Genomic DNA, 26,497 nt, shown 5'->3' on the forward strand with positions numbered 1-26,497 from the left:
TTGAAGTCTTATTTGAGTATGTCCAAATATAGAAACTTGTATTCTATATCTAACAAAAATACTCCAGATGCTTTCAGCATCTGGAGTATTTTTGTTAACTTGATGGCTATGGGACCGAAATGGTCCTCTTTAATCTTTTCTAAATAAGCCAAATACCCCAACTGTTTGCACAATATTTGTAAATGCCCCTGGATCGACTTGTTTAATAATTCTTTCTAACTCGTATAACTCATAACGTGTAATTACAATCATTAACATTTCTTTATTTTCATTTGTATATGCCCCTGTCGCCGGTACGGTCGTAATTCCTCGCACTAAACGTGCTTGAATTGCTTTTCGTATATCCGTACCATTTTTCGTCACGATAAAGGCTGTAATTTTCACATGGCGTGTATGAATCGCATCAATAATACGCGATGATACATATAAAGTGACTAACGTATAAAGTGCTTTTTCCCAGCCATATACATATCCAGCTGCCAAAATAATAATCGCATTAAAGAAAAAGAAGTATGTTCCGACAGGCTTATCTTTTACCTTCGATATAATCATGGCAATAATATCTAAGCCACCTGTAGATGCCCCCCACTTTAATGCAATTCCTACTCCAATCGCTGAAATGAGCCCACCAAAAATTGCATTTAAAATAATATCATGCGAAACAGCTCGCACTGGAATAATTTCTAAAAATAACGTCATAAAGACAACACATAAGAAACTAAATAAAGTAAATGCTTTTCCAACCTTTTTCCAAGCTAATATAACAACTGGAATATTAAATAGTGCGAAAAGCACACCTGTCGATACATGTATCGATGCAAAATCGTTTAATATTTGAGAAAGTAATTGAGACAGACCTGCAAAACCACTCGCATATACCTTTGCCGGTGTTAAAAATAAATTCATTCCAATGGCATTTAATAAACCTGCAATGATTACAATAATTAATTTTTTTATCAATTCTACATAATTGAGTTTCAAATCCATATGTCATTCACCTCAGTCATAGGTTCCTCACTATCAGTATACATAGTCTTTACGAAAACGGAAATGATAAACATATAACTGTTTAGAAATGGAGCTGATACATATGCCACATACAAGTGATAACGATAAAAAAGCACGTGATAATAATGCAAAACGTGCTCTGAAAAATGAACAAGAGCAAAAAAATATTCAGCAAGGAAAACGCGCATACTCAAAAAAAACTGATCACCTGTAATATTCTTCGTACATCAACTAAATGGTTGATGTACTTTTACGTTCTGCTAAAAAACATCTCAAATTCACTTCGTTTTCACTTCTCTATTTTACAATAACAATAACATTTTCTGATGAGGTGCTAATATGAAGAGAAAAACATTACTCATCGCAACTTTAGCGATCGGAACATTCACATTATCCGCTTGTGGTGCACAAGGCGGTTCAGATGCAATTGCGACATCGAAAGTTTCAACTATTACAAAAGGTGATTTTGAGAAGCAATTAAAAAATCGCTACGGAAAAGATGTACTATACGAAATGATGGCGCAAGATATCATGATAAAAAAATATAAAGTATCTAATGAAGCGGTCAATAAAGAATTCAAAAAGGCAAAAGAGCAGTTCGGTGATCAATTTAAAGCAGTATTAGAAAGCAATCGGTTAAAAGATGAAGACGACTTTAAAAATCAAATTCGCTTTAAATTAGCAATGGAACAAGCGATTAAAGAGAGCATCACCGAAAAAGATGTAAAAGCGAATTATAAACCTGAAATTAAAACAAGCCACATTTTAGTGAACAATGAAGCAAAAGCAAATGAGATTAAGAAAAAACTTGATGAAGGCGCTTCTTTTGAAGAATTAGCAAAACAAGAATCGGAAGATCCCGGTTCCAAAGAGAAAGGCGGCGACCTTGGTTACTTCGGTCCAGGGAAAATGGTACCTGAATTTGAAGAAGCAGCTTATAAATTAAAGGTTGGAGAAATTAGTAAACCGATCAAATCATCACATGGGTATCACATTATTAAATTAACTGACAAAAAAGAGTTAAAACCATACGATGAAGTAAAAGATTCCATTCGTAAAAATCTCGAAAAAGAACGAATAGCAGATCAAGCTACTAGTCAAAAAATATTATTAAACGAATTCAAAAAAGCTGATATTAACGTAAAAGATAGCGATTTAAAAGATACATTCTCCAGTTTAGTAGAGCAGCAACAATAAATATGGCAGAGGGTTCGTCTCGGTATATGAAATTATATCGGCGCAAGTCACACTTTTATCGGCGATTGAACACGATATATCGGCGCAAAATGAAAAATATCGGCGATTCGACAAGGAATATCGACCTGTCGACAAATCATGACAAGGCTTTCTTTCAAAAACGAACAAGCAAAATGCTTGTTCGTTTTCTTATTTTTTAAAGTATGTCCAGCCCTCTTCTTGATACACTTTTCCTTCTTTCATTAATTTACCAAGTGCACGTTTAAACGCTGCTTTACTCATATTGAATCGTTCTTTAATGTCTTCTGGATAACTCTTATCCCAAAATGGCATTGCGCCTCCGCGGTTTTCCATATATTCATAAATGACCGCTGCATCATCTTCCATTCCTTCTTCTTTACGAGGCAGAAGTGAAATATTAATTGTACCATCCTCTTTCACGTCAATAATACGACCTGTTACACGCTGTCCAATCCGAACTTGCTCTTTTCGTTCTGTATGATGTAAAAAAGCACGGAAATGTTCATCTGTTAATACAAATGATCCAACTTGAAGTGAGCGATATACACGTCCATTTACATTTTTATTACGCATAGATGGAGTTGCTTCCACTACAATTTCTTGCATGTCTGCATCTCTTGCTGGTAAAGCAATTAGACGGCCACGATTCGTTAATTTTAGCGTGCAGTATAATTCGTCTCCTTCTTCAGGCCAAACTGGTGTATAAATAGGAAACTCATCCGCTGGTATTAAAATATCTTTCGAAATGCCAATATCAACGAATACTCCTAAGCGCTCTTTCACTTCAACAACTTTTACCCAATTCCAATCATTTGTTGTAATAAGTGGTGTTTTCATTGTTGCAGCAATGCGCTCTTGGTGATCAAGATAGAAAAACACCTCAATTGTATCACCTTCTTCAATTTCCCCTGCAACTTCATTTTTATGTAGGAACACTTCTTCTTCTTCGTGCCCGACCATATATCCGATTTCCGTTTGACGTAAAACCGTTACCTGTTCGATCGATCCTGGTTTAAAATACATACTTTTTAATTCCCTTCTATATATAAAGTGATATTTTTATCATTCCAAACAAAAGTACATTATAACACGATTTTTCCTTTATTTGTCCAACTGCCCAAAATTAACTATAATAAGAGATGGAATTTAATTTGGAGGTGCTCCCTATGGCAAAAGAAAGTTCTTTTGATATCGTTTCAAAAATAGAATTACCTGAAGTAACAAATGCTATTAACATCGCGTTAAAAGAAATTCAAAATCGATATGACTTTAAAGGAAGTAAAAGTGACATTAAATTAGAAAAAGAAGAACTTGTTTTAATTTCTGATGACGAATTTAAATTAGAACAAGTAAAAGACGTTCTTATTTCAAAACTTATTAAACGTAACGTACCCATTAAAAACTTAAACTACGGAAAAGTAGAAAGTGCTGCTGGCAACACAGTACGTCAACGTGCAACTTTACAACAAGGTATCGATAAAGATAATGCGAAAAAAATTAACAGCATTATTAAAGATTTAAAATTAAAAGTAAAAACACAAGTACAAGATGATCAAGTACGTGTCACTGGTAAAAGCCGCGATGACTTACAAGCAGTAATCGCAGCAATTCGCAGCGCTGATTTACCAATTGATGTACAATTCATTAACTATCGTTAATAAGAAAACATCCTCCGCGTGCGGAGGATGTTTTCTTATTCATACCTGTTTCCTGCGCTTTTTGACTGCAATTAAAAACGCGATAAATATAAGATTTATAAGCACAATCATAGATACAAATACCCAATTGATACTTGTTTGTTCACCAGCTTTATATATATTTGCTTCTTCTCGCTTCAATACAAGATAATACTTCCCACCTTCTTCTCTGATGATTTCATCTTCTAACAGCCCTCTTAATTGTTGTTTTTCTCCTACTATATTTGCCGGCAACGCAACTTTTTTTGTTACTTTCGTATTATTTAAAGCAATAATAGTAACTTCATTTTTATATGTTCTTTTTAGTACACTCATTCCTTCTTCATCATGTAATAGTTCAAAGGTGCCGCGGCGTAAAGACGGCAGTTCTTTCCTTAATTCTCCTAGTTTTGTTATATATCGCAAAAACTTTTCATCCGTTTTAAAATCCATTAACCGGCGATTATCCGGAACGCTTCCGCCATCTAGCGCAATTTCAGTACCATAATAGACAATTGGTAGCCCTGGAGATGTATATAAATAAGCAAGTGCTAACTTTAAACGAGCCGGCGGATAATAGCCATTTTCTTTTACAAGACGCACAAATCTTTTCGTATTTTGATGATCAATATATGTATTCATAACTTGATCCGCCCCTATTAAACTTACACGATATAATGGTTGAATGGAGCGATCCGTTTTTGAAAATGCATTCGTTATTGCTTTATAGTAATCGCTATGTACACTTTCCTTTTCATCTGTTAAAACAACAAAATCTTTTTTTATATCTTTTAGTTGTTTCTTCATGTCATGTAGCGAATCATTGGACAACTTTTCACTATGTATAAAATAACTTCCATCTATATTTACTTCTTGTATCCACCACTTGACTACATCTACCATTTGTCGCGGATTTTCTTCTCTAGCGATAAATTGAAATATCACTTTCATATCCTTTTTATGAGCTTCCTTAACAAGTTGCCTTACATCTTGCAATGAACCAAAATGTTCATTTACCTGTTGCTGATTCCCCCCACCTGTTCCATCATATTTTTTACTTTCAAAAAGAGGTGAAAGCATAATCGCAGTAAACCCCATATCTTTTATGTAATCAAGCCTCTTTATAATTCCCGATATGTCCCCGCCTTGATACTCCTCTAAATTCTCCGTATTCAGATCGATATCGTTTTTTGCATCTCCATTATTAAAGCGGTCAATCATAATGGAATATACTACTTCATCTTTCCATTCTCTTTTTTCTTTCGCCGAACTTTGTTGTATAGGCATGATGAGACAGATCGTTATACAGATAAAAGTGCATGTACCTCTCCATATTCTTTTCACATAAATCCCCCAACTTTTTCTTAATTGTAAGAATAGTATATCAATTTTCTTTCAAAAACGCATATCACATCTTGTCCAATTCCTCTTACACGATACATTTTTTATTTTTACCATATACAGAAACTGCGGATTTTTTGCTCACAATGGACAAGCACACTTACTTTTTCTCTTTTATTTCATAAAGTGATAGTAACAAATGAAAAGGAGGGATAGAAATATGGGATACTATTATAAGAAACGCGACGACAAATGTGATCATCATTACGACTTGGAATGTAAATGTTATAAAAAATACTACGATAAATACGAAGATCATTATGAGGACAAATGCGAAGATAGATACTACGACAAACATGATAAATACTATGACAAATATGAAGATAAGCACGATCATCTCTACTATGATAAGCACCATGACTACTATTACTACAAATGTCATTGCCATAAGAAACGCAAGAAGTAACAAAAAGACGACTGGGGCCCTTATCCCTCAGTCGTCTTTTTTCTAAGTTTAACCACTACTTTATATTGGAGAATAAAAGAGAATGTAAACTACTTATTTTGTAAGATTTCCTACATATGCTGAGATATCAACATTTAAAGCTTTTGCCAAACGCATTCCATATTCACGATCGGCACGGAAGAAGTTACAAATTGCAAGTAATTTTGTTTGTTCATGTACATCTTTTAAATCATTTGCTAAGTTTGCGATTAAGTTATCTTGTTCTTCTTTTGTAAATGAACGGTAACGTTCGCCAGCTTGCTCGAAGTCGTTTGGTTTTTCAATTTTTTCACGAGATACATAACCTTCAAGTTTCATAGTTGAATCACGGTAATGAGGATCTTCAACTGGATTTTCCGCATGACGACTTGGTTCATAGTTAATCGTTGATGGATTTTGATTCACTTGCATTGCACCATCACGCTGTTGGTTACGAACTGCTGCATATGGGCAATTGATTGGAATTTGTAAGTAGTTCGCACCAAGGCGATAACGTTGTGTATCCGGATAAGAGAATAATCGTCCTTGTAACATTTTATCTTCAGAAGGCTCAATACCAGGCACGGTTGCACTTGGAGAGAACGCCGCTTGCTCTACTTCAGCAAAGAAGTTTTGTGGATTGCGATTTAATGTCATTGTTCCTACTTCGATTAGAGGGAAACGATCTTCCGGCCATACTTTTGTTGTATCTAATGGATCAAAGCTTAAAGAATCCATCTCATCTATTTGCATCACTTGTACGTAAAGATCCCATTTTGGATAATTTCCACTTTCAATCGCATCAAATAAATCACGAGTTGCATGGTTGAAATCTTTTCCTTGTACTTCTACAGCTTCCTTCGCATTTAAGTTACGCACACCTTGCTGTGGTTTCCAATGATATTTAATATATACAATTTTACCCTCTGCATTAATCCATTTAAATGCATGCACCCCGAAACCTTCCATTTGACGATAGTTTGCAGGTGTTCCGTAATCAGAGAATACCCATGTCATCATATGAGTGGACTCTGGAGATAATGTCATAAAGTCCCAGTAGCGATCTGGTGATTGAATATTTGTATCAGGTGCTGGTTTTAAAGCATGAATCATATCAGGGAATTTAATCGCATCACGAATGAAGAAAACAGGTATATGGTTCCCTACGAGATCATAGTTTCCTTCTTCTGTGTAAAATTTAACAGCGAAACCGCGTGGATCACGTGCTGTTTCTGGAGAACCTTGGCCGTGAATAACTGTTGAGAAACGAACGAATACAGGCGTTTCTGTTCCTTCTTTTTGTAAAAATGCTGCTTTTGTATATTCTTTCATACTATGCTTCGTTACGAATACACCGTGAGCACCTGCACCACGCGCATGAACAACACGCTCTGGAATACGTTCACGATCAAAATGAGCAAGTTTTTCTATTAAATGATAGTCCTCTAATACGACCGGACCACGACGACCTGCTGTACGAGAATTTTGGTTATCTCCAACTGGAGCACCTTGGTTTGTTGTTAAGCGATTATTTGAATTCATCAAGAGAGCCTCCTCTTTCTTTTTAAGAACAATTATTTATTTAAAATGATTATAATTTAATTATTGTTCAAAATTAATTCTTTGTCAATCATTTTGTTTACCTTTTTGGAAACAATTTCAGTTAAGCAATCAATAAATACATCTTGCGTGTTTGGCATAGCTGGTCTAAAGTATGCAACACGTAATTCATCCGTCACAACTTTACATTCATAATCATTGTCATATAGAACCTCTAAATGCTCTGCCACAAACCCTACTGGACAATATATAAAAGATTCATAACCATGCTGTTTATACAAATCTCTCGTTAAATCTTGCACATCTGGTCCAATCCACGGCTCCCCTGTATCCCCCGCACTTTGCCAGCCAATTGTATAATGCGGAATACCAGCTTCCGCTGCAATTAAATCGGCAGTATGCTGGAGCTGTTCTACGTAAGGGTCACCAGCAGCAATAATTTTTTCTGGTAAACTATGCGCTGAAAAAATGACAACCGCTTTTTCTTTATGTTCAATTTTCGTAAATGTTTCTTTTATTTGCTTTGCCCAATATGCAATAAACTTCGGCTCGTCATACCACTGTTCAATCGGTTCAATGACAGGACCGTCTATTTCTCTTGAAGCGCGAATTGCACGGTCATTATATGCTTGAATGCTAAATGTTGAATAATGGGGTGCTAATACGATACTAATTGCCTTTTCGATCCCCTCACGCTTCATATCTGCTACTGCATCTTCAATAAAAGGAGCAACGTGCTTCAATCCTAAGTAACAAACAAATTCATAATCTGTAAATTTTTCATTCAATGAAGCAGTTAACTGCCGAGCTTGTTCGTTTGTAATTTTTGCAAGCGGTGAAATACCACCAATTGCTTTATAGCGCATAATTAAATCTTCAAGCGCTTCCGCAGATGGTTTACGCCCGTGCCGAATATGCGTGTAATACGCTTCTACATCCTCCAATGATTCCGGTGTTCCATATGCCATTACAAGTAAACCTATTTTCTTTTTCATCATCTGTTTACACCCCAATTTCATAAATGAGAATCTTTTTCAAGAACATCCGTTTCTAAGTGTATCAATCAATAATAAATATGTCAAAAGAATAATTCTAAATAAATATTTTTTATAATATGATTATGAATTTTATTTGACATTTTATCTAATGCTCAACATGAAAATAAAGTGAAACTTGAATCAGTGGGGTTTTCTTCATCTCCCACTGATTATGAGTCCTCACCTATCTTCCTTGCTTCTCTCTGAATCTTGAGGCGCGGGAGTCTTACTGCCCTAAAATACCGGGATTAAAAAAAACGGCTCACAACACGCGTGAGCCATTTTTTACTATTCCTTAATATTTACTCCGTATTCTTTAAACCAAACATGAATCTGTGCTAAATGTGCCAAAAGTTGTGGTCTAGTCATTAATTGCCCAAACCATGGCGTTTGAAACGCGCTCCCCCCTGACTCAATTAATCCTTGTAGTTGTTTTCTATCAAATAGTTCATGTAAAATCGATCCCTTATCTTCTAATAACTCTTGTAACCACCCTGTTACCACTTTCGTATAATGGGGATTATGCGTCTTTGGATATGGGCTTTTCTTTCTATATAAAATATCATGGGGCAATATACCTTCTAACGCTTTTCGTAGTAGACCTTTTTCGCGTTTTTTATACATTTTCATTTCCCAAGGAATATTCCATGCATATTCGACAAGGCGATGATCTGCAAATGGCACGCGCACTTCTAAGCTCGCTCCCATACTCATGCGATCTTTCCTGTCTAATAATGTTGTCATAAACCAAATCATATTGAAATAGAATAATTGTCGTCGTTTCGCTTCTACTGTGCTTTCACCTTCTAAAACGGGTACTTCTTGTACTGACTCCTCATAACGCTGCTGCACATACTCTTGCAACTTTAATTTCCGGCGCCATTCTTCCTTTAAAAGTTGCTCTCGCACCTTCGTTGATCTCATCCAAGGAAATGCGCTAGATTGTAAATCATCTTCCCTATAAAACCATGGATAACCGCCAAATATCTCATCTGCACATTCCCCCGATAAACCCACGACAAACTTTTGTTTTATTTCTCGGCAAAACCATAATAAAGAGGAATCAATATCTGCCATACCTGGTACATCACGAACAAGTACAGCCTCTGTTAAATATTCTACTAACCTTTCATTGGAAATGACGCAGCGATGATGGATCGTACGGAACGTTTCCGTCATTAACTCAATGAATGGTGCATCTGAATTTGGCTGAAAGGCGTTTGCTTTAAAATATTTTTCGTTATCTTCATAATCGATAGAATATGTGTGTAACGGTCCTTTTCCAGATTGCTCATATTCTTTTGCCGCAATTGCCGTTATTGCACTTGAGTCGACTCCGCCCGACAAAAATGTGCATAGCGGTACATCTGAAACCAATTGTCTCGTAATTGCATCTTGTAATAAAAACCTTGTTTTCTCGACCGTTTCTTCAAATGAATCTTCATGCCTCTTACTTTCTACATTCCAGTATCTCCATACACATAAACCATCTTTTGAAAATGTAAGTGCGTGACCTGGCCGCAATTCTTGAATACTAGCGTATACACCATGTCCGGGGGTTCTGGACGGGCCCAGCCCAAATATTTCTGCCAAACCTTCTGTCGTTACTTCCGTCTTGACATCAGGATGTGCTAATATGACTTTCAGTTCTGAACCGAACAGTAATCTTCCGCTATCATATTTATAAAATAGCGGTTTTACCCCTAAACGATCCCTTGCAATAAAAATATGCTCTTTTTTCTCATCCCATACTGCAAAAGCATATATACCGTTTAAATGATTGACACACTCTTCTTTCCACTCTATATAAGAGGCTAATAGCACCTCGGTATCGGAATGTCCTGTAAATGTGTAACCTCTTCGGAATAACTCTTTTCGAATATCTTCTGTATTATATAGCTCGCCATTGTAACAAATTGTATAGTTTGCTTCTTCCTTTCGACAAGTCATCGGCTGTTTTCCGCCTTCTGGATCTACTACAATTAATCGTTTATGCCCAAAAGCAACATGTTTGTTCACCCAAATATTCGTATCATCTGGCCCGCGTTTTGCAAGCGTTTCTGTCATTTTCATAACGGTCTCTTTTTCTCCTTCTAACGACCGCTTATAGTCAATCCATCCCGTAATCCCGCACATACAAATCATCCTTCCTGTCCTATATCCGTATAACTTTACTCCGTTCAAAAGCCGAATAGAACCAAAAAGCCTGATCGGTTCTCATGATAAAGCATTTCTTACTTAAAGCGTGTGTTTATTCTATGCCCAATACAATTTAGGTGTTCCATACTTATAAAGCGTTCGTGAACTGTCCATAACAGAAATAACAAGTTTTATAAAAGGAGATATAACAAATGAAACAACGTAAACATATTTTGTATAATCAACCGCGCGCTCATACAATTGGGAACGTAGAATATATAAACGATGAATGGATTTTTTTTGATGATGAGAATGATGAAGCTTTTTTATTAGAAGATATCATTGAAGATGGATTTGAAGTTTTATATAACAACAATTGGTTACCGGCTCGCTTTTACGAAAAAAATATATTGCAAATTGCCGATGAACATCACCCTTTGCAAAATGGTGAACTGATACGAATTCGAAAAAAATTGCTTTTCAGTTACAACGAATGGATAGAGGAACTATCTGACAATGCATTCTCTCTATTAACCGATACTTTGCAAACACTTCATTATTCTTTATACGATTGTATGTATTGTCATAACTTCTTATCCTTGCAGCCGAAAGAACAACCGTGTGAAGGCGTCAATATTCTTTTATTTGATAACGAAGACATGATATGTGCTCTTCATCATCATTATGTCCGCTGTTCCTCATGTGCTAAAGATCTGTTTCAATTTACAAAGGCAAATGGAGAAGTATTGCATATAGATGCACAATAAACGAGATATAATAAAAAACCATCTTATACTTCCGTACGGAAAAATAAGATGGTTTTATTTTACGCAAATGGCGCAAATCCCATTGGCAATCGTAATCCAATGTATAGTACAACAACAAGCGCAATAATAAATTGAACCCAAAACGCTCCTGCTTGTTTTTGTTTACTTGTTTTCACAAGAATCATTTCCATTGCAGCAATAACCCAAATGCCTACTAGCATTTTGATGCCATACCACATGTGCATGTTTCCTGTAGCTGTTTTCATAATGCTTTGATACAACAGGAAGCCCGTTACAATAATAATAATATACATAAGACGCAGTACCATATGTACACCTTTTCCTTTTCTTCCTGCCGTATACATAGAATACGCCACAAAGAATAAAAGAAGCCCTAATACCCATGCTGTAATATGCAAATGTGTTGTCACACTCCCCAACCTCCTCTTTTTCACACTTATTCACCTTATATGATAACATGTCTATTTCTTTTTTAGGAAATGTTTCGCTTTTTTACATTTAAATGATATAATATTTAGAGTATTTACAAACTTCTTGTAATAACAAAAGGGGGAACAATCATGATTCAAACAAAGGATATTATTGAACTTACAGACACATACGGAGCTAACAACTACCACCCACTTCCAATCGTAATCGCAAAAGCAGAAGGTGTCTGGGTAGAAGATCCTGAAGGAAATCGCTATATGGACCTACTTAGTGCATATTCTGCGGTAAACCAAGGACATCGTCATCCAAAGATTATCAACGCTTTAATTGAGCAAGCAAATCGTGTTACGCTTACTTCACGTGCTTTCCATAGCGACCAGTTAGGCCCTTGGTATGAAAAAGTAGCGCAACTCACTCATAAAGATATGATTCTTCCAATGAATACAGGCGCGGAAGCTGTTGAAACCGCAATCAAAACAGCACGCCGCTGGGCATATGATGTGAAAAAAGTAGAAGAAAATAGAGCTGAAATTATCGTTTGTGAAGATAATTTCCATGGACGTACAATGGGTGCCGTTTCTATGTCGTCTAACGATGAATATAAACGCGGATTTGGCCCAATGCTTCCTGGTATTATCGTAATCCCTTACGGCGATTTAGAAGCATTAAAAGCGGCTATTACACCAAATACAGCAGCATTTATTTTAGAACCAATTCAAGGTGAAGCTGGCATCAACATTCCACCAGCTGGATTCTTAAAAGAAGCATATGATGTATGTAAGAAAGAGAATGTCCTATTTGTTGCAGATGAAATTCAAACAGGACTAGGCCGTACTGGTAAGCTATTTGCATGCGATTGGGACGAGGTCATTCCTGATATGTACATCCTTGGTAAAGCACTAGGCGGCGGCGTATTCCCAATTTCTTGCGTTGCAGCAAATCGCGATATTCTAGGCGTATTTGAACCAGGTTCTCACGGTTCTACATTCGGTGGTAACCCACTTGCATGTGCCGTTTCGATCGCTGCTCTTGATGTATTACAAGATGAAAGATTAACAGAGCGCTCTCTTCAACTAGGAGAAAAATTAATCGGCCAACTAAAAGAAATTAAAAATCCTATGATTAAAGAAGTTCGTGGTAAAGGATTGTTTATCGGAATCGAATTAAATGAGCCTGCTCGTCCATATTGCGAGAAATTAAAAGAAGAAGGCTTACTATGTAAAGAAACTCATGAGAATGTCATTCGCATCGCGCCACCTCTTGTTATTTCTGAAGACGATTTAGAGTGGGCATTCCAAAAAATTAAAGCTGTATTATCTTAATATAAATTAGGCTATCCTCTTTTTCCGGACAGCCTCTCTTACAATTTGAACTAAAAGATTGAAAGAAAGACTACCTCTTTTCAAAAAGGTAGTCTTTTATTTTACGATATTTTTTAATGTTCCAATGCCCTCAACTGTTACGATCACTTCATCACCAGGACGCAAAAATTTTGGCGGATTAAAGCCTTTTCCAACGCCCGCGGGTGTCCCGGTTGCAATAATATCTCCAGGCTCAAGCGTCATTCCTTTACTCACAGTGGAAACAATTTCTTCTATCGGAAATATCATATTTTCCGTATTAGAAGTTTGTCTAACTTCCCCGTTTACCTTTGTTTCAATGTGTAATTGACTGGGAGACTGAATCCCTGATTTATGCACTAAATACGGTCCCATCGGACAAAATGTATCAAAACTTTTCCCTAAGAAAAATTGTTTATGCTTTCTTTGAATATCCCGCGCTGTTATATCATTGACAATCGTATAACCAAATATATATTCCATTGCTTTATCTTTTGGAATTTGTTTGCCTCGCTTTCCAATGACAATTGCGAGTTCTCCTTCATAATCCAACTCGCTTGTCGCGTGCGAATGGCTATTAATTTTTTCACCATTCCCTATTACAGTCGTAGGTGCCTTCGTAAAAATCATTATATTGTTTGGGATAGATTCCTCTCCTCCCATTTCGATCGCATGTTCACGATAATTTTTCCCAACGCAAAGAATATTTTTCCGCGGTCTCGGTATAGGAGCTAATAGTTTCACTTCTTGTAAGGAATAGTAAGCTGCTAGTTTATTTTCGTTTGCCCAATTTACAATTTCACGCACCTTTTCCATACATTCGCTTCCTCTTTCAATATATTCTAACATGGTAATTGGAAGCGTAACCTTTTCACCCTTTTGTTTTTGTGCTTCTCTTAAATGCAGTACTTTCTTTTCCTCTTCGTCTACAACACCAATAAACACTTTCTCATCTTTCTTCACCGTCACAAAACGCAAGATTTCCACTCTCCATCCTAAAACTCATACACTATAATTGTATTCGCATTCCTTAGAAAAAACCCTTCTATCCTCCCTTATTTTTTACAATATTCTTTATTTTACAATTGGTTCTTACTTTCTTTTTTGAATAAAATGTAGAATTTTTACTTTTTTTATCGAAGTCATTTCTTTTTTATGGAAATTTTGTATAATATGTACTACATATATATCTAAAAATCTATATAGAGTGGAGCCGATTGTATGTTTGAGCAAGTAATTGAAAAAAAGCGGAAAAAACTGATCTATTTTGCTGAACGTTATGGAATTACCTCTCAAAAAACAGTAAATTGTAGTCAAGAATTGGACAGGCTCTTAAATATTATTTCTCTTATACAAACAAACACTCCCGCCATTCATACGATAAATAGACATACTCATTAAGATGTATGTCTTTTATTTTCCTAAGTAGAAAGAAAAGAAAGACTGCCGTTTTCTGAAACATATATATACTTTTTGAGTCATACATAATAACAAACTAAAAATTTTATTGATGAAAGGTGTTTGCTATGCCAGCAATGGTTGGACAGATTCGCATTGTCAATATTGGATCAAGCGGAATTTTTCATATCGGAGATGTATTTGCAATTCGGCCTATTAGTTACTCTCGTGCCTTCGCAGGAGCTGGTTCTTTTAATGTTGGAGATAACGTGTCTGTATATAACTATCAAAATACAACGACTGTTAATGATACCGATGTCGTTGACCAAGCGATTGTAGGGACGAATTAAAAGGAGGCTATAACAAATTGAACTTCTATGTGCAGCAGAGTATTATCATTAACAAAATTCAAATAGATAGCATTACAACGTCTTCTATTTTTCAAATTGGAACAGCTGGAAGTATTAAATCCCTCTCCAAATTTTCAAATACAGGAGGTTTTACAGCACCCGTCCGTCCGCTCAAAGCAAAAGGACAAATGATTTCGATTAACCCAACAACTAGTTCTTCTTAAACGAGTTGCATCATAAATATATAGCATACACCCTCCCTATTGAAAAGGAGATTATATTTCATGAATCAAGATGTATATATTTATTTACAGCAATTTCAACAAATTCTTCAACAGCAACAAAACACCATTCATGCCTTAGAACAACAAGTGCATACATTACAAGAAGAACTTGAAGAATTAAAAAGTCGTCCCTCCTCTTCCATAGGAAAAGTGGAATACAAATTCGATCAGTTAAAAGTAGAAAATTTAAATGGGACATTAAATATTGGCTTAAATCCTTTTGCTAAGACAGGACAACAAATTGAAGACTTTCAAGTGGATACAGAAACATTGAAAGTAAACCCTGAAACAGAACAAGATATTCATCCAGATTTTTATCAAGGCATCATTCAAGAAATGCATCGTTATTTAGATGAAGAAGCATATAATAGAATTCTTCATTTCGAAAGAGAGGAAGGAACACCTCTTGATGAAATGTATCGTCAAATGATGATAGATGATATTAAAAAACAAATGGAACATCGCCTTCCTTACTACTTATCCCAAGTGCAGCCATATGACGATATCACCTCGAATCCAGAACAGTTGCATGCTGTCATCATTCAAGCGATGAAGCAGGATATTGATAAAGCTTTTCTTTCCTTTATTCAACATATACCAGGTAATTTCCGAAAGGAGTAAGTATATGAACTTAAATGTGATCAACCGTGAAATGAAAGTAGGGCAAATTAAAACAAATGGGGTATCTTCTTCCTCCCTTTTTTTAATTGGAGACGCAAATCTCCTTATTCTCTCCTCTATTCTTGATACGCCGTTTGAATCTGTGACAGAAGGACCGTTTGTACCACTTGTTACAGATGTTCCTTCTACTCCAGGTTAAGGAGAAGAACACTTATGTTTCGACATGTCTCGGTAGTACAAAATGCTTCCGTCGTATCGATGGGGATTAGCGCCGTCTTCCAAGTCGGAGATGCAAATCAAATGGCATTAAAAAGTAGAGCACTTGCGGTGCATCGAGAAATCCCTTTTTATTTAAAAGGTGAAGGTCGACTTGATGCTTTTAAACTGTTTACTGATAAATATATTACAATCCCAAAACGTTCAACCGATGTCAAACTGAATATTACAAACGAATGTCCTTTTATCGAAATAAACGATGTCAACTTACTCACACTATTAAATTCAGCTTGTTTTCAAATCGGCTCTGTTGACTATGTATTTAGCAACTCTCGGATTATGCAAATCCGTCAATATATGAATGAACCTTTTGAAACATCACCCATATAATGTTGAGAAGAAGACGAATGAAGTGGGGGAATCTTATGCCATCTGTTGTCGGAAACCTTATCGTGCAAAACAGTAATGGCTCTTTTAACTTAGGTGATTTTTATAATGTTTCTCCAAAAGAAAATACGAAAGCCTACAATGGCTCAGGTGCTTCAAATGTCGCTTTTGTTATCAACACATTTAACGGTGTAAGCGCAACAAATACATTTGACCCTGATGTAGCAGACCAAGACCAAATCGTGACAGCATAAAAAAAGTAGGAGACGATTCTCCTACTTTTTTACATGCCATTCTTTATTTCCAAGCCGCCATGTTACACCGTTCTTTTCTCACACTATTTCTATTCCTCAATCGTAATTACATGATTTCCATCAAAGAAGTATAAACATTTTTCTTTTACAGGGTGTTGTAACGTTTTTTCTAGTGCTTTTGCATATAAGGAAAGCTGTACTTTATAGCGCTCTTCTAAAATCGGTTTCGCCTGATCGAATCCGCCCGGAAATTTCCCTTCAATCGTATCTGTTTTGAAGTCGATTAACGTAATACCATCTTCTTCTTCGATCATACAGTCGATCACCCCTTGTACGAGTATCGCCTCTTCGCTCTTACCTTGCCAATTTTGATACGCTTCTTCTGCTGAAAGCATCATCGTAAACGGTACTTCTCGCTCAACACTTTTCGCTTCTAATACTCGTTTTCCAATATGACTCTCAAAAAATGCCACTATTCTTTCGACACTGATTTCTTCTGCTTGTTCAAAGGTTAAAATCTCTTTATTCACCATTTTTGAGATTTGTTCTTGAATAGATTCAATTGTAACAGGCTGCTTCAAATCAACATGCTGCATAACGGCATGAACGGCTGTTCCACGCTCTGCATATGTTAAACCTTTTTTCTCCATAAAACGCGGACGTGTTCGAATTGGCGCGCGCAGCTTTTGAATAAAGGCCGTATCACTTCCATCTTCCGATTGATAATTTCTTTTAATTTCCGTAACAGATTGCTTTGCACGTTGAAGCGTTGCATCCTCGTATTCGTATTTCCACATTAATCGGTCATATACTTCATCTTTTCGTTCACTCTCTAACGGAACAGCCTTTTTCTCACGCAGCGCTTCTAACAACTCTTGCTTTTCTTCTTGAGCTGGCTCTGGTGCAAGTAACGTTTTGCCATCAATGAATTCTATTTTCCAGCTTGTATCATACTCATAAATTTCATTTGGAATATTACCTTGTCCTAATTCAAGGAGCATTTCACTATCTCGATGTCGGTATAAGGAAGGAGCAATCCAATCTAAATAACATGACACACTCGCGCGTACATAATCTGGTAGTAACCATTCTGTATGCTCCCGCGTATCAAGCCATTTTTCCATTTCTTTTTCCTTATCTTTCACCGTTCCAATTAAAATTAGCTTCTCTTTTGCACGCGTTAACGCAACATATAATACACGCATTTCTTCCGCGATTAACTCGCGTTTCATTTTTCGTTTAATCGCTAATTGTGATAATGTGGTATATTTAATTCGCTTGTGCGGGTCAATGAATTGTGAACCAAATCCGAAATCTTTATGCAATAAGAAACGCTGCATTAAATCTTGCGTATTAAAACGACGGCCAAGCCCTGCCACAAACACAACCGGGAACTCTAATCCTTTACTTTTATGAATGGTCATAATACGAACGACATCTTCTTGCTCTCCAAGAGCTCTTGCAGTTCCCATATCATCACCGCGTTCTAAAATGCGCTCAATAAAGCGTAAAAAGCGGAATAACCCTCTAAATGATGTCGCCTCATACTGCCTTGCGCGATCGTATAAAACACGCAAGTTTGCTTGGCGTTGTTTTCCGCCAGGTAATCCGCCGACAAAGTCATAGTACCCCGTTTCACGGTACACTTTCCAAATTAAGTCAGAAAGAGGTTGCTGACGCGCGAACTCACGCCATTCTTGCAGTAAGTGATAAAACCATTCTAGCTTTTCATGCAGTTTTTTCTCTTCTTCAAGCGGTGCTCCTCGTAAGAACGAGCGCATCACTTCATAAAAAGAGCCTTTCTTTGCATGTGCACGAAGCATCGCAAGTTCCGCATCATTTAGCCCAACAATTGGCGAACGAAGTACAGCTGCTAGCGGAATATCTTGCACTGGATTATCAATAACGCGGAAAACATTCATCATAATATTTACTTCTGTCGCTTCAAAATAACCCGTTGCAAGTTCTGCGTATACTGGAATTCCTTGCAGTTTTAACTCTTCCATAATTTGCGGCGCCCACGGCATCGAGCGCAGTAAAATAACAAAATCGCGATATTGGACCGCGCGCATTTCATTCGTTTTCCGGTCATATACTGTATATCCTGAGTCAACCATCGCTTTTATGCGCTGCGCAATGAGACGCGCTTCCAGCTGCGCTTTTTCTACTTCTTCCCCCTCTTCTCCATCTAGCACTTCTTCTTCAGATTGGTGAATGCATAATAGTTCTGCCGCTACATCTTCTCCGTCTGGATAACTCGCACCTAACTTTAATTCAGCATCAGCATCATACGCAATTTCACCAACTTCTTCGCCCATAATTTGTTTGAAGATAAAGTTTGTACCAGATAATACTTCATGACGGCTGCGGAAGTTTTTCGCCAAATCAATTTTCATTCCGCCTTCTAATCCTTCTTGTGTAAAGCGTTTATATTTTCCTAAAAACAAGCCGGGTTCTGCTAATCGAAAGCGATAGTAGGGTAAGCACCCAACGCCTTACTGTATCTCTACAGTAGGTTTCCAGACACTCCCCCCCGAACCGTACGTACTCCTCTCAGAGTATACGGCTCTCCACTTACAAATATCTATCCTCTCGTTTTATGAATTTCGTTATGACATTTTTTACATACAACTAATGTTTTTCTCTGCTTTGCGATCATCATCATTTCCCAATACGTTTTACCTTTTAAATTTTTCACCTTATTGACATGATGAACTTCAAATTTCGTATCAGGGTGATTATCTCCACAGAGTTCACATTCTTTTGCATTCAATCTTTGTTCTAAATCTGTTTTCCCTTTATACATAAAGGTTAGGTTTTGTATCAATATTTTTTTTATGGCTAACTTTTCGTTTAGTAAAACCGTCTTTATAGAAATAAGCTATTCTTTCTCCATGTTTCGTTTGATACTTTATCCCCCAGTACTTGCCCTGTTTGTATTTTGTTTTCATCTTGGCGACTGTGGATTTGTATTTATTAGCAAGTGTTTTCAAACAGCTATATTCCATGACGTATTTCAACTGCCACATTTTCTTTGATACATTTTCAGCTAAGGAATAATAATTATATAAACCTCTTAACTCGGCATTGTATGTTTCCACTATTTCTAAATCTGATAGACCTAGAAGTCTCGGTCTGTGAAGCATATCCCATTGCTTCGCATCGATATCTTTGACCATCTTTCTATCCACAATGACTCTTTCTATCGTCCCTTTTGGTATTCGTAATTGTACGTAACCACGGTACTTTCTTTTTGCCACATTGTTCTTGTCTTTTGCTACCGCTAAATCACGACTTATACTAATGTCGTATCCTAAAAATTTCACGGATTTTGTACTATGTGTAATAAGAGTCCTTTCTTCCGACATTTCTAGTTCAAGTTTCTCACTTAGGAACTTGCTAATCACACTTTTTATGTGTTGGCAATCTTCCTTGCTCCCATTTACCCCTATGAGGAAGTCATCTGCATATCTTACATACTTAAGACTTTTATACTCCTCATTATTAGGTTCATAGTAGGGCAGGGTTAGAAGTTTCTTCTTGTTCTCCTTATATTCCTGTATCATTGTTTCTCTCATTGCTTTATCACTTATCGTATCAATTTTTTTCTTAAGCCTTTGATTTCTCATATCATATTTACGATATTCCGTATTTCGTTTACGACTCTTTGGCTTTCCTTGATCAAACTTTTGTTTCAGTTCAGTTATCACAAAATAATCAAGCTCATTCAAATATATGTTTGCTAAGATCGGGCTCACAATTCCCCCCTGCGGCGTTCCGCTATATGTGTTGTTGTATCTCCAATCTTCGAGATACCCCGCTCTTAGGAATTTCCATATGAGCCGGATAAAGCGTTCATCGCTTATCCTCTTGCGAAGTATATTGATGAGTACATGATGGTTTATGTTATCAAAGAACCCTTTTATGTCCCCTTCGATAAACCAGTTAACCGCAGTAAACGTATTTTTGATTTGAATGAGAGCCGAGTGACAACTATGTTTTTCTCTGAAGCCATGAGAGAACTCTGAAAATGTTGGTTCGTATATTGCCTCTAGTATCATCCTGCATACTTCTTGAACGATTCTGTCGGTGAAAGTTGGGATACCAAGTGGTCTTGTTTTACCATTACTCTTTGGGATATTTACTCTTCTTACTGGTTTTGGTTGGTACGTTTCATCTTTTAATGAAGAGATAATAGATTCTATCTTTTCATCTCCAAAACCATCTGCCGTTTCTTCATCTATTCCTTTTGTTGCGCTACCTTTATTTTTGTATATCTTTGTATAGGCTTTAATATAGAACTCTTTGTTGTACATGTTTCTGTACAACCTGTCATAACAATAATCTTCTTTACTAGCTTGTTTGGATAGATTGTATAATACAACTTCCGAATTTTGCATAGAGCATTTCGCTCCTTTCATCATTGTTTATACTTTGTAAGCTGTCCCCCTTCGCCATGTAATGGGCTTTCCCCATCTCGGACTACTACGAGGACTCCGTTACCATATTGGATATTCAGTACCTTTGTACATAGCCTTTATTGGCGTTCCAACTTAGGTAATCCCCATTTAGTATGTTGCATACAGGCTCGATAAGTTGTCGGAAGGAACGTTCATCCTTTTCCCCATATCTATGGGTGCGTCCATCCTATTCATTCAGAAACTAGGTCAGCGCATCGATTTAGTACGCTTCCCCATGCTTTAACGTCTCCGTTTATGACGTAAAGCAGGATAGATTCTAGGTTTCAAACGGTTTCCTAGACGGGAAACATTGCCCCGCTCAGACTGTTCTTCAAGCAGTTTAGCCTTCTTCCTCATACTCATCTTTTATACCTCGCCACTCAGTCGTAACCTTTCCGTTTAGGTTAACTCGTGGCTTTCCCGACATGCTACACTCCCCCTTTAGTTTCCCGCAGAGATAAGTCGGTTGGTATTTTAACCGTTTCTGTAGTTAATTCACCGCCTACTGGTGAAATATGCAACACCCTTATGGGCGCACAATAGACTGTTTTACGTCACCGACCATAAACAGGTTACCTTCTTGTTCAGAATCTTTCGTTACGAGTTTAATAATGGATTCTTGAACGAAGTTTGTATCTTGATATTCATCGACGAGAACTTCCGCAAATTTATTGCGGTATTGAAGTGCAACTGGCGATGGGCGCAGTTCCCCATCTTCACCTTGCTCGCTTAAAATTTGCAAACAAAAATGTTCTAAATCTGTAAAATCAACCATTCCTTTATCCCGTTTTACCGCTTGGAACCGGCTCGAGAACTCTTTAACAAGCTGCACGAGTTTACCTAATACAGGATGCATCTCTTGAAAATCACGTAAAAAGCTTTCTGGTTTACGACTAAACAGTTCTTCTTGTAATTTCTTCACTTCATCTTTTGCTTTATTGCGAAGCGAATCGACCTGTTTCACAATATCTTCATTATAATCGCTTTTCTTAATACGCTTTAACGTTTGCCACGATACGTGTTGCATTGCTCCATATACACTTGTCCACGACTTCTGCGCCGCATGAGATAACGTTTCTAGTAAAACGAGATCCGCTTGTAATGTCTCGACGCGCGGAGCAGGACCATCAGGAAGCATCGCTAATTCCATCGCTTTTCGAATATGTTCCTCTGCTGTTTCAAGCTGGAATTTCACATCTTCTAATAAATAAGAAGCATACATTAAATCTCCAATTGTTTTCCCTTCCACGTCATACGCTTCTACTAATGTATCAAGCCACTTTTCTGGATTTGGATGCGCTCCTGCTGCTGTATGAAGTGCCAAAATCATTCGCTGTAAATCATCATCATTACGGTCGCTCGTATAGCGATCGACAAGTTCAAAGAATAGTTGATTCTCTTCTATTCCATACTCTTCTTCTAATATGTCATCTAACACTTCTTCTTTTAATAACTCATTTTCCGTTTGATTCGCGATGCGAAAACGAGGATCGATATCAAGCATGTAATAATAGGAACGAATGACTTGTAAGCAAAAAGAGTGAATTGTTGAAATGGAAGCTTTATTTAATAAGCTCAGCTGCTTCCGTATATGCTGTGAACTCGGTTCATCCATTAACACTTTCTCTAACGCTTCTCCAATTCGATTTTTCATCTCTTGCGCGGCTGCGTTCGTAAATGTTACAACGAGTAAGCGATCGACATCTACCGGATTCTCCTCATTAATAATCTTTTTAATGATACGTTCAACGAGTACTGCTGTTTTCCCGGACCCTGCTGCTGCTGCAACTAAAATATCGCGTCCATGCGCCACAACAGCTTTCCATTGATCATCTGTCCATTGACTACCTTCTGGTTTTGCTGGCCAATTTTCTACCATCATTCCCCAACCTCCTCTCGAATTTTCTCCATTGCTTCACTATCTTTCATATTTTTTAATGTACGGAACTGATTGTCTTCCAGCGATTCATCGAACTGGCAGACAGAGCGGAAGTTACAAAATGTACACGCTGCTTTATTCCCCATTTTATAGGGAGCAATATCAATGACACCTTCTGTAATGTCATTTCCAATCGTTTCAAATGTATGGTGTACATATTTTTGCAATACAGAAAATTCTTGTTCACTTGCAATGCTAGAGCGTGCGCTGAAGCTTCCGTCTTTTTTCAACCCGGCTGAAATAATATCAGAGCTTCCTGTTGATAGTTTGTTATCCATTAAACGAACAACATCTGCATCTCCAAGTACGAGCCCTTTCATTTTAAATTTCTTTAAAATTTCTTTCTCAATCTCGTCTTCAGAAGCGTCACCTTTCACCTCAACAAGTGGATTATGAATATGGAAGTATAACACGCCTGCTGGTGATGCGACTTCGCCCTGCTTCATCCACGTACCAGCATTAGAAATGACGACATCCAAATACGTCAGCATTTGCAATGCTAATCCGTAATATACTTCTGTTAAGTCTAACGCTTTCGAGCTCGATTTATAATCAATAATGCGAAGGAATGTACCGCTCTCATCTTCCGCTTTATCAACCCGATCAATGCGGCCAACAACTTCCATTTTCACACCGTTTGATAATGTAAATTCCATCGGTGGTAATGAACCATTGCCTCCCATGCCAAACGGAACTTCTAAATCAACTGGAACAAATCCGCTCGCCTTGGCATGTTCCCTCAGCACAAGCGATGTTCTAAAAATAATTTGCTGTAATTTTTGTTTCAAGTAAGCATGGCGATTTGAGCTTAATAAAATTTGTCTTTGTAATAATGGAGCAATTTCTTCTATTACTAATATGGAAAGATGCTCACACTCTTTTACGGATAAATCCGCCCAAGTCCGGTTTTCACGCAAGAGCTTGTCCGCAATTTTCTTTAGCGCTGCATGGAATAACTCTCCAATATCTGGTGCATCTAATTTAAATATATCGCGCTCTCTCAATGATAAACCGTGCTGCGCAAAATGAGCGTACGCACAGCGATTAAATAATTCCATACGAGAGACACTTCCTTTTATTTTCTCTCCGTATAAAATTCGACTTACAGCTGTACTTAGTTTCTTCGCACGATTTCGATAAAACAAACTGGATAAGACGCGATTGCTTTTTTGCTTCCATTCATCGGAAGTAACGTAGAAATTATATACATCCCACCAAAAATCTAAATCGCCTTCAAACCCGTATCGTTTCCACGTTTGCAGTTGTTGCATCACATATGACAATGTTACTTCTGGCGTCGTTACATATGAAATTTGTGCTGCGCGCGATAAGTCGTTTACATCATTTGTTATAAACGTCTCTTTCACATCAGGAAACATTCTCTTTATTTTCTTCATAAAACTAGAAGCGAGTAATGTCTTTCCTTCTTCATCCGCAAGAGGACAAGAAATATATAGTTTCTCAGATGCTCTTGTCACCATTTGATACATCACAAACTGTTCTTCTAATAACGTTTGTCTTGTCGTTGGTGCTAATTCCACGCCCGCTGCTGCAAGAACGTCTCTTTCTTCATCAGAAAGCATCCCTTCATCTGTCGGCGTAGCTGGCATCACGCCTTCATTTGCACCAATCACAAATGTTGCCCGAATATTTGAAAGTCGAGAGCGATCGATATTTGCAATTAATACTTGGTCTAACGATGGCGGGATATTAGCAAATTGCAGTGCCTCAAGCCCTGTCGTCATCACATCAATAAACACCGATAGAGACATACTTTCTTCTCCAAGCATCTCGACAAATGTATCAAGAAGATTCATCACTTCTTCCCACACTTGATCATGGTCTGTCGCAAATAAGAAATCTCCGCTTTCTTCAGCACGTACACGTAACTCTTCTAATTTCTTTGGAACATCTAGCTCCTCTAAAAATAAATATACAGCTTCGCACATTTGCATAACGGTACTTGCACGTTTCAATCTTTTTTGCAGGCGAATGACCGGTGTTCTTACAATCTCGCGAAGACGGTTCATTTTCTCTTCCATTTGGCGTTCACTATCTGTTATCACCTCTTTCACTCCATCAAGAGAGCGATAACGACGATACGTCCACGGCTCATCAGCGGTCCATTTCTTACCTTGGACACCGTATGCCAAACAGTAGTTTTCAAATTCATCCATTTCTTCACGCATCACTTCTTTTTTTACATCTAGCGGATATAAAAGTTCTGTTTTCACGCAGCGAAAAACAGCATCATAACGCCAATTCCCACTAATCATTTCTAAAGCAGAACGAATGCATTCTACTAGCGGATGATGAGACATCGGGCGCTTTTCATCAATGAAATGCGGAATATCATAATCTGCAAATAATGTTCTTAACACATCATAATAGCTTTCTCCGTTTCGAAGAAGTACGGCAATATCGCGGTAACGATACTTCTCTTCTGCGACAAGTCTACGAATTTCTCGCGCTACTCCTTCTACTTCCGCCCGTAAATTCGCAGCTGTATGGATGGCAATGCTCGTCTCTCCATAAAACTTTTCGTTCGGACGCGATTCATAGTAAGCTTCTAAATGCGCTAACGCTGGTGAATGAAACCGCAGCTGTTCTACAAGCGGTATCGTTTTTTCCATTACAACTTTTTCTTCCCGTGCTACTTGTTTTACTTTTTCATACGTCAGCACTGTTTCATAAAACAAATCCAGTTCATTGACTGGCTGGGCTAACGACTTTTCATCCACCGTTAATGTAATTGTCATCCTTGCTCCGCATCTCATTAACTGCCTTATAATTTCAAGTTCTTGCGGAGAGAACGAATGAAATCCATCGATATAAATTTCTGCATCCTTTACATACTCGGAAAACGGCAGTTTCTCAATAAGAAGCTGTAAATAATCTTCCGAATCTAAATACTTTCCAATTAAAGCTCGTTCAAAATCATCATATAATAGCTGCAAATCATATATTTTATTTGCCAGCAACTTTTGTTCGGCGCTACTGCTATGCGCGTCTAACTGTTGCCACATTTCATATACATGAGATGGCGTTATATTGTAACGTTTAAACTCTGCAATCATACCGCCAAGATGTTCAAAGAACCCATTTTGTTCAGCGGCTTTTTGGAACACATATAATCCTTCTTTGCGCGATTCAATAATTTTGCGAAGTAACATATGCACACCCGCTTCATCAATATGAAGACGACTTGCCCCTCCTACTTCTTGCAACACTTTCCAAGCTAACCGTGAAAAACTAAACACTTGTGCACGAATAGAAGCTTTTACCTCTTCACTTCCTATTAACGCCTGCTGCGTCTGAAATGTCATTTGTTCAGGAACAAGGTATAAAATCGTTTTCCCTCTTGGGCGCTCTTTTAACTCTTCTTGCACTTCTCGTAAACAAAGTGTACTTTTCCCACTTCCTGCTCTTCCAATCACAAATCGAAGTGACATGTAACCCCACCTTTCACCTATATAACGAACATTAGTTTGCTGTCATCATTGTATTATAGGACACGAAAAAAGACAAACAGAGACTGCTTGCCTTTTTTCCTCTTTTCTATATTATA

General features: G+C 37.4%; 21 protein-coding genes and 3 pseudogenes. 12 read left to right on the top strand and 12 right to left on the bottom strand.

Annotation, left to right across the window (positions count from 1 at the left end; all coding sequences use genetic code 11):
- Positions 1–129 precede the first annotated feature (129 nt).
- Positions 130–987 carry a YitT family protein gene (locus MR063_RS16750; protein WP_242199883.1) on the bottom strand — a complete coding sequence of 286 codons (858 nt, stop codon included), beginning with the start codon at positions 985–987 and terminating at the stop codon, positions 130–132.
- Between the two features lie 103 nt (positions 988–1,090).
- Between MR063_RS16750 and MR063_RS16755 the strand changes: the two genes are divergently transcribed.
- Together MR063_RS16755 and prsA are read left to right on the top strand one after the other, a co-directional pair.
- Positions 1,091–1,222: a DUF3941 domain-containing protein gene (locus MR063_RS16755; RefSeq protein ID WP_011983968.1), complete on the top strand. Its 132-nt coding sequence runs from the start codon at positions 1,091–1,093 to the stop codon at positions 1,220–1,222.
- Positions 1,223–1,347: 125 nt separating this feature from the next.
- Positions 1,348–2,205, top strand: a complete 858-nt coding sequence (prsA, locus tag MR063_RS16760) for a peptidylprolyl isomerase PrsA (RefSeq protein ID WP_242199887.1) — start codon at positions 1,348–1,350, stop codon at positions 2,203–2,205.
- A gap of 189 nt (positions 2,206–2,394) precedes the next feature.
- Here the strand turns inward: prsA and MR063_RS16765 are convergent, their stop codons facing one another.
- Positions 2,395–3,249 (bottom strand): CvfB family protein, encoded by an 855-nt coding sequence (locus MR063_RS16765; protein WP_242199903.1) that lies wholly within the window; start codon positions 3,247–3,249, stop codon positions 2,395–2,397.
- A 143-nt stretch (positions 3,250–3,392) separates the two neighbouring features.
- Here MR063_RS16765 and MR063_RS16770 point away from each other — a divergent pair, with 143 nt between their 5' ends.
- A complete protein-coding gene (locus MR063_RS16770) occupies positions 3,393–3,884 on the top strand; it encodes a YajQ family cyclic di-GMP-binding protein (protein ID WP_242142238.1) in 492 nt (163 codons plus the stop codon).
- 39 nt (positions 3,885–3,923) lie between these two features.
- On the opposite strand, the gene MR063_RS16775 is transcribed toward MR063_RS16770, so the two are convergent.
- The 4 genes from MR063_RS16775 to asnB all read right to left on the bottom strand — a co-directional run bounded on the left by MR063_RS16775 (position 3,924) and on the right by asnB (position 10,460).
- A complete protein-coding gene (locus MR063_RS16775; RefSeq protein ID WP_242199913.1) occupies positions 3,924–5,189 on the bottom strand; it encodes an alpha-amylase family glycosyl hydrolase in 1,266 nt (421 codons plus the stop codon).
- A 613-nt stretch (positions 5,190–5,802) separates the two neighbouring features.
- Positions 5,803–7,269: a catalase gene (locus MR063_RS16780; protein ID WP_242199916.1), complete on the bottom strand. Its 1,467-nt coding sequence runs from the start codon at positions 7,267–7,269 to the stop codon at positions 5,803–5,805.
- A 56-nt stretch (positions 7,270–7,325) separates the two neighbouring features.
- Positions 7,326–8,285 carry a ferrochelatase gene (gene hemH / locus MR063_RS16785; RefSeq protein ID WP_242199918.1) on the bottom strand — a complete coding sequence of 320 codons (960 nt, stop codon included), beginning with the start codon at positions 8,283–8,285 and terminating at the stop codon, positions 7,326–7,328.
- Positions 8,286–8,612: 327 nt separating this feature from the next.
- Complete coding sequence (asnB, locus tag MR063_RS16790; protein ID WP_242199930.1) at positions 8,613–10,460, bottom strand: asparagine synthase (glutamine-hydrolyzing); 1,848 nt, start codon at positions 10,458–10,460, stop codon at positions 8,613–8,615.
- A 215-nt stretch (positions 10,461–10,675) separates the two neighbouring features.
- Between asnB and MR063_RS16795 the strand changes: the two genes are divergently transcribed.
- Entirely contained in the window at positions 10,676–11,230 is a 555-nt protein-coding gene (locus tag MR063_RS16795) for a DUF2777 domain-containing protein (RefSeq protein ID WP_242199933.1), read from the top strand.
- A 59-nt stretch (positions 11,231–11,289) separates the two neighbouring features.
- On the opposite strand, the gene MR063_RS16800 is transcribed toward MR063_RS16795, so the two are convergent.
- Positions 11,290–11,595 (bottom strand): YisL family protein, encoded by a 306-nt coding sequence (locus MR063_RS16800; RefSeq protein WP_242200141.1) that lies wholly within the window; start codon positions 11,593–11,595, stop codon positions 11,290–11,292.
- 216 nt (positions 11,596–11,811) lie between these two features.
- On the opposite strand from MR063_RS16800, the gene MR063_RS16805 reads away from it, so the two are divergent.
- Positions 11,812–13,002, top strand: a complete 1,191-nt coding sequence (locus MR063_RS16805) for an ornithine--oxo-acid transaminase (protein ID WP_242199940.1) — start codon at positions 11,812–11,814, stop codon at positions 13,000–13,002.
- A gap of 96 nt (positions 13,003–13,098) precedes the next feature.
- Here the strand turns inward: MR063_RS16805 and MR063_RS16810 are convergent, their stop codons facing one another.
- Positions 13,099–13,998 (bottom strand): fumarylacetoacetate hydrolase family protein, encoded by a 900-nt coding sequence (locus MR063_RS16810; RefSeq protein ID WP_242199946.1) that lies wholly within the window; start codon positions 13,996–13,998, stop codon positions 13,099–13,101.
- Between the two features lie 243 nt (positions 13,999–14,241).
- On the opposite strand from MR063_RS16810, the gene MR063_RS16815 reads away from it, so the two are divergent.
- The 7 genes from MR063_RS16815 (at position 14,242) to MR063_RS16845 (ending at position 16,530) form a co-directional block, all read left to right on the top strand.
- Positions 14,242–14,421: an aspartyl-phosphate phosphatase Spo0E family protein gene (locus MR063_RS16815; RefSeq protein WP_242142221.1), complete on the top strand. Its 180-nt coding sequence runs from the start codon at positions 14,242–14,244 to the stop codon at positions 14,419–14,421.
- A 125-nt stretch (positions 14,422–14,546) separates the two neighbouring features.
- Positions 14,547–14,768 (top strand): spore germination protein, encoded by a 222-nt coding sequence (locus tag MR063_RS16820; RefSeq protein ID WP_011983955.1) that lies wholly within the window; start codon positions 14,547–14,549, stop codon positions 14,766–14,768.
- 17 nt (positions 14,769–14,785) lie between these two features.
- A complete protein-coding gene (locus MR063_RS16825; protein WP_242199948.1) occupies positions 14,786–14,992 on the top strand; it encodes a spore germination protein GerPB in 207 nt (68 codons plus the stop codon).
- A 60-nt stretch (positions 14,993–15,052) separates the two neighbouring features.
- Complete coding sequence (gene gerPC, locus MR063_RS16830; RefSeq protein ID WP_242199959.1) at positions 15,053–15,673, top strand: spore germination protein GerPC; 621 nt, start codon at positions 15,053–15,055, stop codon at positions 15,671–15,673.
- Between the two features lie 4 nt (positions 15,674–15,677).
- Complete coding sequence (locus tag MR063_RS16835) at positions 15,678–15,872, top strand: hypothetical protein (RefSeq protein WP_011983952.1); 195 nt, start codon at positions 15,678–15,680, stop codon at positions 15,870–15,872.
- A gap of 14 nt (positions 15,873–15,886) precedes the next feature.
- Positions 15,887–16,279 carry a spore germination protein GerPE gene (locus MR063_RS16840; protein ID WP_242199972.1) on the top strand — a complete coding sequence of 131 codons (393 nt, stop codon included), beginning with the start codon at positions 15,887–15,889 and terminating at the stop codon, positions 16,277–16,279.
- Between the two features lie 35 nt (positions 16,280–16,314).
- Positions 16,315–16,530, top strand: coding sequence for a spore germination protein (locus MR063_RS16845; protein WP_242142814.1), 216 nt, complete (start codon positions 16,315–16,317; stop codon positions 16,528–16,530).
- 89 nt (positions 16,531–16,619) lie between these two features.
- On the opposite strand, the pseudogene addA reads toward MR063_RS16845, so the two are convergent.
- The 4 genes and pseudogenes from addA to addB form a co-directional block, all read right to left on the bottom strand.
- Positions 16,620–19,004, bottom strand: a pseudogene (addA, locus tag MR063_RS16850) (helicase-exonuclease AddAB subunit AddA); the annotation flags it as partial.
- Positions 19,005–19,114: 110 nt separating this feature from the next.
- A pseudogene (ltrA, locus tag MR063_RS16855) lies at positions 19,115–20,930 on the bottom strand (group II intron reverse transcriptase/maturase).
- A 592-nt stretch (positions 20,931–21,522) separates the two neighbouring features.
- A pseudogene (locus MR063_RS16860) lies at positions 21,523–22,869 on the bottom strand (UvrD-helicase domain-containing protein); the annotation flags it as partial.
- The gene (gene addB, locus MR063_RS16865; RefSeq protein ID WP_242199980.1) at positions 22,869–26,381 is read right to left on the bottom strand and encodes a helicase-exonuclease AddAB subunit AddB; all 3,513 of its coding nucleotides are present in this window, start codon (positions 26,379–26,381) and stop codon (positions 22,869–22,871) included. The pseudogene MR063_RS16860 and the gene addB, both read right to left, overlap by 1 nt.
- Positions 26,382–26,497 lie beyond the last annotated feature (116 nt).

Origin of the sequence: Bacillus cereus group sp. BfR-BA-01492, from assembly GCF_022662815.1 — a bacterium.
Classification (GTDB): Bacteria; Bacillota; Bacilli; order Bacillales; family Bacillaceae_G; genus Bacillus_A; species Bacillus_A cereus_BD.

Excerpts from the sequence above, each read along its gene's own strand:
- MR063_RS16800 (WP_242200141.1), bottom strand. The coding sequence starts at position 11,595 with ATGTATACGGCAGGAAGAAAAGGAAAAGGTGTACATATGGTACTGCGT.
- MR063_RS16750 (WP_242199883.1), bottom strand. The coding sequence starts at position 987 with ATGGATTTGAAACTCAATTATGTAGAATTGATAAAAAAATTAATTATT.
- gerPC (WP_242199959.1), top strand. The coding sequence starts at position 15,053 with ATGAATCAAGATGTATATATTTATTTACAGCAATTTCAACAAATTCTT.
- addB (WP_242199980.1), bottom strand. The coding sequence starts at position 26,381 with ATGTCACTTCGATTTGTGATTGGAAGAGCAGGAAGTGGGAAAAGTACA.
- MR063_RS16765 (WP_242199903.1), bottom strand. The coding sequence starts at position 3,249 with ATGTATTTTAAACCAGGATCGATCGAACAGGTAACGGTTTTACGTCAA.
- prsA (WP_242199887.1), top strand. The coding sequence starts at position 1,348 with ATGAAGAGAAAAACATTACTCATCGCAACTTTAGCGATCGGAACATTC.
- MR063_RS16820 (WP_011983955.1), top strand. The coding sequence starts at position 14,547 with ATGCCAGCAATGGTTGGACAGATTCGCATTGTCAATATTGGATCAAGC.
- asnB (WP_242199930.1), bottom strand. The coding sequence starts at position 10,460 with ATGTGCGGGATTACGGGATGGATTGACTATAAGCGGTCGTTAGAAGGA.
- MR063_RS16835 (WP_011983952.1), top strand. The coding sequence starts at position 15,678 with ATGAACTTAAATGTGATCAACCGTGAAATGAAAGTAGGGCAAATTAAA.
- MR063_RS16815 (WP_242142221.1), top strand. The coding sequence starts at position 14,242 with ATGTTTGAGCAAGTAATTGAAAAAAAGCGGAAAAAACTGATCTATTTT.
- MR063_RS16775 (WP_242199913.1), bottom strand. The coding sequence starts at position 5,189 with ATGCCTATACAACAAAGTTCGGCGAAAGAAAAAAGAGAATGGAAAGAT.
- MR063_RS16805 (WP_242199940.1), top strand. The coding sequence starts at position 11,812 with ATGATTCAAACAAAGGATATTATTGAACTTACAGACACATACGGAGCT.
- MR063_RS16840 (WP_242199972.1), top strand. The coding sequence starts at position 15,887 with ATGTTTCGACATGTCTCGGTAGTACAAAATGCTTCCGTCGTATCGATG.
- MR063_RS16770 (WP_242142238.1), top strand. The coding sequence starts at position 3,393 with ATGGCAAAAGAAAGTTCTTTTGATATCGTTTCAAAAATAGAATTACCT.
- MR063_RS16795 (WP_242199933.1), top strand. The coding sequence starts at position 10,676 with ATGAAACAACGTAAACATATTTTGTATAATCAACCGCGCGCTCATACA.
- MR063_RS16755 (WP_011983968.1), top strand. The coding sequence starts at position 1,091 with ATGCCACATACAAGTGATAACGATAAAAAAGCACGTGATAATAATGCA.
- MR063_RS16780 (WP_242199916.1), bottom strand. The coding sequence starts at position 7,269 with ATGAATTCAAATAATCGCTTAACAACAAACCAAGGTGCTCCAGTTGGA.
- MR063_RS16845 (WP_242142814.1), top strand. The coding sequence starts at position 16,315 with ATGCCATCTGTTGTCGGAAACCTTATCGTGCAAAACAGTAATGGCTCT.
- hemH (WP_242199918.1), bottom strand. The coding sequence starts at position 8,285 with ATGATGAAAAAGAAAATAGGTTTACTTGTAATGGCATATGGAACACCG.